The 9,555-nt window shown below is 72.6% G+C and carries 10 protein-coding genes; 5 read left to right on the top strand and 5 right to left on the bottom strand.

Annotation, left to right across the window (positions count from 1 at the left end; all coding sequences use genetic code 11):
* The first annotated feature begins 79 nt into the window (after positions 1–79).
* Entirely contained in the window at positions 80–430 is a 351-nt protein-coding gene (locus ACFU5G_RS26750) for a GntR family transcriptional regulator (RefSeq protein ID WP_377251588.1), read from the top strand.
* Positions 427–1,464 carry a DUF1648 domain-containing protein gene (locus ACFU5G_RS26755; RefSeq protein ID WP_377251590.1) on the top strand — a complete coding sequence of 346 codons (1,038 nt, stop codon included), beginning with the start codon at positions 427–429 and terminating at the stop codon, positions 1,462–1,464. Before ACFU5G_RS26750 ends, ACFU5G_RS26755 begins: the two co-directional genes overlap by 4 nt.
* 44 nt (positions 1,465–1,508) lie before the next feature.
* Here ACFU5G_RS26755 and ACFU5G_RS26760 read toward each other — a convergent pair whose 3' ends face one another.
* The gene (locus ACFU5G_RS26760; protein WP_377251592.1) at positions 1,509–1,901 is read right to left on the bottom strand and encodes an MmcQ/YjbR family DNA-binding protein; all 393 of its coding nucleotides are present in this window, start codon (positions 1,899–1,901) and stop codon (positions 1,509–1,511) included.
* A 104-nt stretch (positions 1,902–2,005) separates the two neighbouring features.
* Between ACFU5G_RS26760 and ACFU5G_RS26765 the strand changes: the two genes are divergently transcribed.
* Complete coding sequence (locus ACFU5G_RS26765) at positions 2,006–3,118, top strand: LLM class F420-dependent oxidoreductase (RefSeq protein ID WP_377251594.1); 1,113 nt, start codon at positions 2,006–2,008, stop codon at positions 3,116–3,118.
* A 24-nt stretch (positions 3,119–3,142) separates the two neighbouring features.
* Here ACFU5G_RS26765 and ACFU5G_RS26770 read toward each other — a convergent pair whose 3' ends face one another.
* Entirely contained in the window at positions 3,143–3,565 is a 423-nt protein-coding gene (locus ACFU5G_RS26770; protein WP_377251596.1) for an MGMT family protein, read from the bottom strand.
* 148 nt (positions 3,566–3,713) lie between these two features.
* Between ACFU5G_RS26770 and eis the strand changes: the two genes are divergently transcribed.
* Positions 3,714–5,024 (top strand): enhanced intracellular survival protein Eis, encoded by a 1,311-nt coding sequence (gene eis / locus ACFU5G_RS26775; protein WP_377251598.1) that lies wholly within the window; start codon positions 3,714–3,716, stop codon positions 5,022–5,024.
* 33 nt (positions 5,025–5,057) lie between these two features.
* Here eis and ACFU5G_RS26780 read toward each other — a convergent pair whose 3' ends face one another.
* The 3 genes from ACFU5G_RS26780 to ACFU5G_RS26790 are packed head-to-tail and all read right to left on the bottom strand — an operon-like array spanning position 5,058 to position 7,262.
* Entirely contained in the window at positions 5,058–6,170 is a 1,113-nt protein-coding gene (locus ACFU5G_RS26780; protein WP_377251600.1) for an Fpg/Nei family DNA glycosylase, read from the bottom strand.
* The gene (locus tag ACFU5G_RS26785) at positions 6,163–6,615 is read right to left on the bottom strand and encodes a ribose-5-phosphate isomerase (protein WP_377251602.1); all 453 of its coding nucleotides are present in this window, start codon (positions 6,613–6,615) and stop codon (positions 6,163–6,165) included. The genes ACFU5G_RS26780 and ACFU5G_RS26785 overlap by 8 nt, the downstream gene beginning before the upstream one ends.
* A gap of 59 nt (positions 6,616–6,674) precedes the next feature.
* A complete protein-coding gene (locus ACFU5G_RS26790) occupies positions 6,675–7,262 on the bottom strand; it encodes a hypothetical protein (protein ID WP_377251604.1) in 588 nt (195 codons plus the stop codon).
* A 79-nt stretch (positions 7,263–7,341) separates the two neighbouring features.
* On the opposite strand from ACFU5G_RS26790, the gene ACFU5G_RS26795 reads away from it, so the two are divergent.
* Positions 7,342–9,372, top strand: coding sequence for a M13 family metallopeptidase (locus tag ACFU5G_RS26795; RefSeq protein WP_377251606.1), 2,031 nt, complete (start codon positions 7,342–7,344; stop codon positions 9,370–9,372).
* Positions 9,373–9,555: the final 183 nt, after the last annotated feature.

The raw sequence follows: 9,555 nt of genomic DNA on the forward strand, positions 1-9,555 counted from the left end.
AGCCCGGGCTGCCGATCACCTGACTTCTTGCCGATCATCGTGTTCTAGTTGAAGTAGATCAAGTAACGTTGAACTCATGATGTTCCGCATCGACCCCACGAGCGACGAGCCGCTGTTCGAGCAGCTCGTCGCCCAGGTGCGCATCGGGGTCGCCAAGGGGGAGCTCGCGCACGGCGAACGGCTACCCGCCGCGCGCGAGCTCGCACAAGCGCTCGAGGTCAACGTGCACACGGTCCTGAAGGCCTACCAGGTGCTGCGCGACGAGGGGCTCGTGGATCTGCGGCGCGGCCGAGGAGCGGTCGTAACGGGGCGGTCGCAGGCCGAGCTCTCAGCCGTCGAGCGTGCGATGACCGACCTGATCCGCGCCGCCAAGGCGGCGCATCTCTCACCAGACGCCACAGCGACCCTCGTCAAGGAGGCAATGCGATGACCACCGGAATCCTGCTGCACCAGCGGTTCGGGCACAGCCGACGGGGCCAGATGGCGATCAGCGCGCTCTTCGGCCTGTCGTTGCTCGCCCTGGCCGCCGGGCTGGTCCTCTCCTGGCGCGACAGCCTCCCCGACCCCGTCGCGACCCAATGGTCGGGCGGAGGCGGGGCGGACGGCTTCATGTCGCTCGGCACCTTCGTCAGCGTGCTCGCGGGAACTGCGGCGGCCTGCATCGCCCTGTTTTCCACCATCGGGGTGTACTGGGGCAGGGCCGAGAGCACGAGGCGGCTCTCGGCGGCGTTGAACGTGTGGATCGGCGGGTTCGTGGGCACCATTCTGGCGGGCGGCCTGTGGGTGCAGCGAGGGCTCACCGACGCGACGGAAGCCCGCATCCCGGTGTGGCTCGTCGCCGTCGCGACCCTCGGACCGGCGGTGCTCGCCGTAGTGGCGGCGTTGCTCGTGCCAGGCGACCCGCACACCCCGGCGACCGACCCAGTCGAGCCCGACGCCGCGCGGGCCGAGCTCGCCCCGGACGAGCGGGCGGCGTGGATCGGTCAGGCCGGCACGTCGAGGGGTGCCATGGTGCTCGAGATCGGCGTCGCCCTGCTCACGGCTGCGGCGGCGGTCTTGACGCAGCTCTGGTTCATGCTCGTCGTGCCCGCCCTGCTCGTCCTGCTCTTCCTCGCGATGCTCTCGTTCACCGTACGCGTCGACCGCACGGGTCTGACCGTACGGTCGGCACTCGGCTGGCCGCGCACCCAGATCCCGGCGGACGAGGTGGTGCTCGCATCAGTGACGCAGGTCAACCCACTCGGGGACTACGGCGGCTGGGGCTGGCGGATGGCGCTCGACGGTTCGGGGCGCACCGGAGTGGTGCTGCGCGAGGGCGAGGCGCTCCAAGTCGACCGGACCGCCGGCCGCGGGTTCGTCGTCACGATCGACGGGGCCGCCGGGGCGGCAGCGCTCCTGAACACGATGGCGGGGCGGGCGCGGTCCGATGCGTCGGCCCGCCCCGACGGGACCTCCGGCGCGTGACACCTCCGGTCGGGACGCCGGCCGCGCTCAACACGCACCGCCGCTCAGCGCAGCCGGTCCGCGTGCTCCTGCGCCAGCTTCGGCGGGGCCGTCGCGAGCCAGGCGTCGACCAGGGCCTCGCGCAGCCCGGGCTCGTCGATGACGTCGAGCTGGATGAGCATCCCGGGGAAGCCGTCGAAGTGCGTGATGGTGAAGAAACCCGCGCGCCCCTCGGCGAGGATCGCCTCCTTCTCCCCCAGGTCCTCGACCCGGACGCCCAGGATGGGGCCCTGCGGCACGGGCTCGTCGCCGAACCGCTTGAGGTCGGCCTTGGTGAACGGGCGCTCCCACGCGAACGCCTTGGGCCCGACGGACCAGGCGCGGTGGCGGTAGCTCAGGCCCTCGGAGGTCTCGGGGAGCGCGAGGGCGAGCCGGGCGACGTCGTCGTAGGTGGCCACGAGTCCACCGTAGCCACAACCGGCCCCGCAGGAACGGTAGGGTGTGGCGCAGTACCTGGGACGCGCCGTCCCAGGTAAGCCGTTCCCACGACGAGGTGAACCCCATGCGCATCGGATTCCAGACCGGTTACTGGTCCCGCAGGCCCCCGAAGGGCATCCAGCAGTTCATCGTGGCCGCCGACAAGCTCGGCCTCGACTCGGTCTGGACCGCCGAGGCCTACGGCTCCGACGCCTTCTCGCCCCTGGCCTGGTGGGGCTCCCGCACCCGGAACGTGCGGCTGGGCACGGGCATCGCCCAGATCTCCGCCCGCACGCCGACGGCGACCGCCATGCAGGCCCTGACGATGGACCACCTGTCCAAGGGCCGGTTCGTGCTCGGGCTCGGCGCCTCCGGCCCGCAGGTGGTCGAGGGCTGGTACGGGCAGCCGTACAAGCGGCCGCTGGCCCGGACCCGCGAGTACGTGGACATCGTGCGACAGGTCATGCGCCGCGAGGCGCCCGTGACCCACGACGGGTCGTTCTACCAGCTCCCGCTGTCGGCCGAGGCGCCCGGCGCCATGGGCCTCGGCAAGGCGCTCAAGCCGACCGTGCACCCGTTCCGGCCCGAGATCCCGATCGTGCTGGCCGCGCAGGGGCCCAAGAACGTGGCGCTGGCCGCCGAGATCGCGGACGGCTGGATGGCCGGCTTCTACGCGCCGCGTATGGACGACGAGTTCCGCGCGCTGCTGGCCGAGGGCTTCGACGTCCGCTCCGAGGAGCGTTCGGGGGCCGACCGGTTCGAGGTGTGCGCCACGGTCCCCGTCGTCGTGCGGGACGACGTCGAGGCCGCCGCCGACGTCATCCGGCCGCACATCGCGCTGTACGCGGGCGGGATGGGCGCCAAGGAGGCGAACTTCCACAAGCAGTCGCTCGACCGGCTCGGCTACAAGGAGCCGCTCGACAAGGTGCAGGAGCTGTACCTCGCCGGGCGCAAGGAGGAGGCCGCCGCGGCCGTGCCGACGCAGCTCGTCGAGGAGATCGCGCTGGTCGGGCCTGCCGACAAGATCCGCCGCGAGCTGCCCACCTGGGAGAAGACCGCGATCACGACGCTGCTCGTGCAGGGCGACCCGGCCTCGATGCTCGCGCTGCTCGCGGCGTCGCAGGACACGTCGCTGGCCGGCCGTGCCCGGTCGACGGCGGGCTCCCTCCTCGCGAAGGTCGCCCCGGCCAAGGTCTGATCCCTGGTCGTCGGCGCACCGCGGTCAGGGTCTGGCGCCGGGCTCGTCGTCCTCCGGGAACCAGACCGCACGCCGGAGGTTCACGCGGCGGCCGTCCTTGGACAGCGGGCAGCCCTCGGCGCGCAGTGCGTCGAGGGCCTCGGTCAGGTGGTGCTGCGGCGGGGAGCCCGCGGCGTTGACCACGCGCCACCAGGGCACGCGGTCGCTGTCGTCCGGCTCGCCGTCGGCGTCCCCGTCCGGGACCAGGTGCGCATACCTGCTGCCTGAGCCAGCCAGGACGCTGCCGACCTGGCGCGGGCCGCCGCGGCCGAGCTCCTCGCCGACGATCTCCGCGATGAGCCCGTAGGTCATGGCGCGGCCGGAGGGGATGCTGCGGACGACGTCGAGCACGGCGGCGGCGTACTCCTCGACGTCGGTGAGCACTGGTCCAGGCGGCGGCTGATTCACGCCTGCGATCGTAGACGGCGGCCAGGAACTGACTCCGCTTCAGCAGGCCGGGGACGACCGCCTTCGCCCGGCGGACGGTCGTCCCTGGCCTGCTGAACGCGACTCAGTCCCGCGATTTCCGCTTGCCCGCGGGTGCGACGATCAGCGCATGGCACTTCCCCAGATCGCCCTGCCGGCGGGGTACCGCTGGCGCACGCTGACCCCCGACGACCAGCGCCTGGTGACCGAGCTGGACACCTGGGCCTTCCCCACGGGCCACTCGCACGACGACCTCGACGCCACCCCGTCCCCGCTCACCTGGGAACGCGCGGTGGGCATCGAGGCGGACGGCGCCGACGGCCTGGTGGCCATGCACGCGTCCTACCCGTTCGCGCAGTTCCCCGTGCCGGGTGCCGAGCTGCCGACGGCGGGCCTGACCTGGGTGGGCGTGCACCCGCAGCACCGCCGCCGGGGCCTGCTGACCGCGATGATCGACCTGCACCTGGCGCGCTCCGTCGAGCGCGGCGAGCCGCTCAGCGCCCTGTTCGCCGCCGAGGCCGCGATCTACGGCCGGTTCGGCTACGGCCATGCCGCCGACGACCTGCGCCTCGACATCCCGCGCGGCGCCGCTCTGCGCGACGTGCCCGGCGCCGAGCGGCACACGGTCCGGGTCGAGGTGGCCTCCCGCGAGCGCCACGGCGCGCTCGTCGACCGACTGCATCGCGCGGCGGGCGCCGCCCCGGCCGGCGTCCCCGGTCTGAACCGGCCCGGCTGGGTCACGCGCGAGACCGAGGAGCTGCAGGCCGTCCTGTGGGACGACGCCGCGATCCACCGCGGCGGGCGCGAGTCGCGGCGCATCATCGTCGTCGAGCTCGACGGCGAGCCTCGCGGCTACGTGACGTTCCGCCGGAACCTCTCCTGGGAGCCGACCGGCCCGCGCGGGCAGGTCAGCGCCGGGGAGGTCGTGGCGCTCGACGCCGCGGCGGCCCGCGCGCTGTGGGGCGCACTGCTCGACCTCGACCTGACGAACGAGGTGAGCCCGTTCATCCTGCCGGTGGACGACGTGATCACGCAGCTCCTGGTCAACCTGCGCGCGGCCGCGCCGCGCACCCCGGACAACCTGTGGGTCCGGCTGGTCGACGTACCGGCGGCCCTCGCGGGTCGGCAGTACGCCGCCGACGTCGACGTCACGCTCGCGGTGACCGACACCCGGCTGCCCGCGAACGCCGGGGTGTACCGGCTGCGGGCCGAGGCGTTCGGGCCGGTGTCGGTGGAGCGGGTGGACCCGGAGGTCGAGGCGCCCGAGCTGTCGCTCGACGTGCGCGAGCTGGGCGCCGCCTACCTGGGCGGAAAGTCGCTCGCGACGCTCGCCGCGGCCGGGCTGGTCACCGTGCGCCCCGGCCAGGGCGCGGGTGCGCTGGCGCGGGCGAGCGCCGCGTTCGGCTGGCCGGTCGCGCCGGGGGCGTCCTGGGTCTTCTGACCCGTCGGACGGCCTGCCGGCCGACGCCGACGGTCAGGTCTGGCAGGTGCCGCACCAGAACAGGTTGCGGCCCGCCAGCTCCTTGACCAGCACCGGCGACCCGCACACCCGGCAGGGCAGCCCGTCGCGGTGGTACACGTAGAAGGCCTGGTCGGAGGGCACGGCGCCAGGGGCGCCGTCGGTGTTCTGCCGGGTCCGGCCCCGGCCGGACGCCGCGACCGCCTCCGCTGACGAGGTCGCGACCGCCTCCGCTGGTCGAGCCTGTCGAGACCCCGGTTGCGACGAGCTCGCGCCGTCCCGGTCCTCCGGCCGCGTGGTGACGATCGCGCCGTGGTCCGCGCCGTCGCGCATGAGCCCGACCAGGTCATCCCAGATCGCACGGACCGACGCCGTCGGCACCTCACGCCCGGGCCGCAGCGGGTCCACGCCGGCGCGGAACAGCGCCTCGGCACGGTAGATGTTGCCGACGCCCGCGACGACGGCCTGGTCCATGAGCTGCTGCCCGATCGTCACCCGCGACCGGCCGACCCGGGCCACGAACGCCTCCGGGTCGCCGTCGTCCCGGATCGGGTCGGGGCCCAGGCGCGCCTCGACGGCCTGCTTCTCGTCGGCCGTGATCACCTCGCACGCCGTCGGACCGGTGAGGTCGGCGACGGCGTGCGCGCCGAGCAGGCGCACCCGGACCTGCCCGCGCGGCTCCGGCACGTCCCACGTGTCAGACGCGTGGGTCACCGGAGGGATCTGTACGTCTGACACGGACGAGGAAGCGGCCGACGCCGGCACCGAGTCCCGCTCCCCGATCCGACGCCGGGGCGCGCCGATCGCGTGCGCGACCTCGGGCGCGTCCGGGGCGCCCGCGAACGTCCACGCGCCGTACAGCCCGAGGTGCGTGCGCAGCCACAACGTGTCAGACGTACAGGTCACTCCGGTGACCTGTACGTCTGACACATCGCCGGGCGCGCCGTCGGGCACGAAGCCGAGGAAGAGCTGCTTGCCCCACGCCTCGCTCGCGACGAGACGACGGCCGTCGAGCACGCCGGCGCCGTCGGCGAACCGCCCCTGCGGGCTGCTCACGCGCAGCACCTGCCCGGCGTACAGCGTGTCGAACGTCCGCGCGAGGCGGTGGACGGTGTGCCCCTCAGGCACGCTTGCTCTCGTACTCGGCGAGCTGGTCGATGCGGCGCTGGTGCCGCTCGTCGCCGCTGAACGGCTCGGCCACGAAGGCCTCGACGAACGACGTCGCCTCCTCCACCGTGTGCATGCGCCCGCCGACGGCGATCACGTTGGCGTCGTTGTGCTGGCGGCCGAGCTTCGCCGTCTCCAGCGACCAGGCGAGCACGGCGCGGACGCCGGTCACCTTGTTCGCGGCGATCTGCTCGCCGTTGCCCGAACCGCCGATCACGATGCCGAGCGAGCCCGGCTCAGCGACGACGGCCTCACCGGCGGAGAGGCAGAAGGCCGGGTAGTCGTCCAGGGGGTCGAGCTCGTGGGCCCCGTGGTCGGTGACGTCGTGCCCGGCGGCGGTGAGGTGCTGCACCAGGTGCTGCTTGAGGTCGTACCCGGCGTGGTCGGCGGCGATGTGGAGACGCATGGCCCCATCTTCCCTCATCAGCGATCAGTGGACCGCCGCACGCCACGCACCGGTACGCCCTAGGACACGGCGAGCGTGAACGTGCTGCTCACCTCCGCGCCGTCGGGGTGCACCGTGAGGGATCCGCTCTCGGCGTCGACGGCGAGGACGCCTGCCTCGTTGCTGATGGAGACCTGCTCGGGGCTGTCGAGCGTCGTCACGCCGAACACCTGGCTCGCGTCAGTGATATCGCACTTGGCGAGCGAGGGGTCAGCGCCGTCCGACAGCGTCAGGCAGGACGGCTCGCCGTCGGTGAGCGCGACGGTGGTGAGCTGGAAGTCGTCCCCGCCGGCCTCCACCGGACCGATGACCCACTGCGCCGGGACCTCGTTGGCCGCGGGGTCGTCGACCAGCGCCAGCCCGCCCTCGACGGTGGGCGCGAGATAGGTGCCGGCGTACGACTCGATCTCCACCTCCTGGCTGCCGTCGAGCAGCGTGCCGCCCGCGGCGTCCTCGGTCGGCTCCGACGTGGGTGCAGTCGACTCCGACGTCGGCGAGGCCGAGGGAGACGCGAGGTCGTCGCCGGCCGGCTCCGCCGAACAGCCCGCGAGAGCCAGGGCCACGCCGCACAGAGAGATGGTCAGGAGGGCTCGGGAGGTTTTCCGCATCGGGCGAGTACATCACAGCACCCGGGACCGTTCGGGCAGGTCACCGGCGTGCGGCCGGTGCGTTGCGTACGCTGGCGCAATGACGAGCGACGCCACAGGACTCACGTCGGGAATCGACCTCGACGCACTAGACCCCGCCACCCGCCCGCAGGACGACCTGTACCGACACGTCAACGGGCGGTGGATCGACACCCACGAGATCCCCGCCGACCGCGCGATGGACGGCGCCTTCCGCGACCTCTACGACCAGGCCGAGGTGCACGTCCGCGAGATCATCCAGGACGCGACCACCGGGTCCCAGATCGGCGACCTGTACGCGAGCTTCATGGACACCGAGCGCATCGCCGCGCTCGGGACCACGCCCCTGGACGAGGACTTCGCGCTCGTCCGGGACGCAGCCGACGCCGCGGCCCTGACCCGCGCGCTCGGCACGCTGCAGCGCACGGGCGGCGCGGCCGGCGTCCGCTTCTGGGTGGACAACGACGCGACCGACCCCGAGAAGTACGTCGTCTACCTGCGGCAGTCCGGGCTCGGCCTGCCCGACGAGGCGTACTACCGCGAGGAGCAGTACGCGGCGCTGCGCAAGAAGTACGTGCCGCACGTGGCCCGGATGCTGCGCTTCACGCCGGTCCACGAGACCTGGGGCATCACGGCCGACGACGCCGCCCAGCGCGTGTACGAGGTCGAGAAGCAGCTCGCCGGGCACCACTGGGACGTGGTGCGCGACCGCGACGCGACGCTGACCTACAACCCGATGACGCTGTCCGCCCTGGTCGACTCCGCGCCGGGCTTCGACTGGGTCGCCTGGGCCGAGGCGCTGGGCGTGCCCGCCGGCGCGTTCGACGACATCGTGGTGCGCGAGCCCGACTTCGCGACCGGGTTCGCCGCCCTGTGGAGCGAGCTGTCCCTGCTCGACTGGCAGCTCTGGCTGACGTACCACGTGGTCAGCGCCCGGGCGCCGTACCTCACCGACGAGATCGTCGAGGCCAACTTCGACTTCTACGGCCGCACCCTGACCGGCGCGCAGGAGGTGCGCGAGCGCTGGAAGCGCGGCGTGGCCCTCGTGGAGGGCGCCCTCGGCGAGGTCGTGGGCTCGGAGTACGTCGCGCGGCACTTCCCGCCGGCGAACAAGGCAAAGATGGACCGGCTCGTCTCCGCGCTGGTCGACGCGTACCGCGAGTCGATCCAGGGCCTCGACTGGATGACCGACGAGACCAAGGCGAAGGCGCTGACCAAACTGGAGAAGTTCACCCCCAAGGTGGGCTACCCCGTGCGCTGGCGCGACTACTCGGGCCTGGAGGTCGACGCCGCCGACGTGATCGGCAACGTGCGCCGCTCCAACGCGTTCGACCAGGACTTCGAGCTCGCCAAGATCGGCAAGCCGCTGGACCGCGACGAGTGGTTCATGACGCCGCAGACCGTCAACGCCTACTACAACCCGGGCATGAACGAGATCGTGTTCCCCGCGGCGATCCTGCAGCCCCCGTTCTTCGACCCCGAGGCCGACGACGCCGTGAACTTCGGCGGCATCGGCGGCGTCATCGGGCACGAGATCGGGCACGGGTTCGACGACCAGGGCTCCAAGTACGACGGCGACGGCCGCCTCGAGGACTGGTGGACCGACACCGACCGTGCCGAGTTCGAGAAGCGTACGAGCGCGCTGATCGCGCAGTACGACGCGTTCCGGCCGGCGCAGCTCGCGGCGTCCGCCGTCGGCCCGGAGGCCGGGGAAGGCGAGGGCGACGGCGAGAGCGCCGCCGAGGCGCACGTGAACGGCGGCCTGACGATCGGCGAGAACATCGGCGACCTGGGCGGGCTCTCGATCGCGATCAAGGCCTACCGGATCGCGCTCGGCAAGCCGCTGGACGAGGCGCCGGTCGTGGACGGGCTCACCGCCCTGGAGCGGATCTTCCTCGGCTGGGCCCAGGTCTGGCAGTCCAAGGGCCGCGACGAGGAGGTGCTGCGCCGCCTCGCGACGGACCCGCACTCCCCCAACGAGTTCCGCTGCAACGGCGTGGTGAGCAACGTGGACGAGTTCTACGCGACCTACGACGTCCAGCCGGGCGACGCGCTGTACCTGGCCCCGGAGGCCCGGGTCCGCATCTGGTAACCCTCCAATCGCCGAAGTAGAACCAGGGCGAAGTAGAACTGTGGCGAGATAGAACTGTGGCGAAGTAGAACTCCAGCGAGTTCGTCGGAGCCACAAACAGCCCCTGACCACCACGGCGCAAGGGAACGAGTTCGACCACAGGCTCGTCTGTCCACAGGCGGCGGCCGACCGGCACACGGTCTG

The organism is Promicromonospora sp. NPDC057488 (assembly GCF_042802395.1).
GTDB lineage: Bacteria > Actinomycetota > Actinomycetes > Actinomycetales > Cellulomonadaceae > Promicromonospora.

Bases quoted from the DNA above. Each gene is read 5' to 3' on its own strand.
- ACFU5G_RS26785 (WP_377251602.1), bottom strand. From the start codon at position 6,615: ATGCGTCTCCACATCGCCGCCGACCACGCCGGGTACGACCTCAAGCAG.
- ACFU5G_RS26795 (WP_377251606.1), top strand. From the start codon at position 7,342: ATGACGAGCGACGCCACAGGACTCACGTCGGGAATCGACCTCGACGCA.
- ACFU5G_RS26765 (WP_377251594.1), top strand. From the start codon at position 2,006: ATGCGCATCGGATTCCAGACCGGTTACTGGTCCCGCAGGCCCCCGAAG.
- ACFU5G_RS26790 (WP_377251604.1), bottom strand. From the start codon at position 7,262: ATGCGGAAAACCTCCCGAGCCCTCCTGACCATCTCTCTGTGCGGCGTG.
- ACFU5G_RS26750 (WP_377251588.1), top strand. From the start codon at position 80: ATGTTCCGCATCGACCCCACGAGCGACGAGCCGCTGTTCGAGCAGCTC.
- eis (WP_377251598.1), top strand. From the start codon at position 3,714: ATGGCACTTCCCCAGATCGCCCTGCCGGCGGGGTACCGCTGGCGCACG.
- ACFU5G_RS26755 (WP_377251590.1), top strand. From the start codon at position 427: ATGACCACCGGAATCCTGCTGCACCAGCGGTTCGGGCACAGCCGACGG.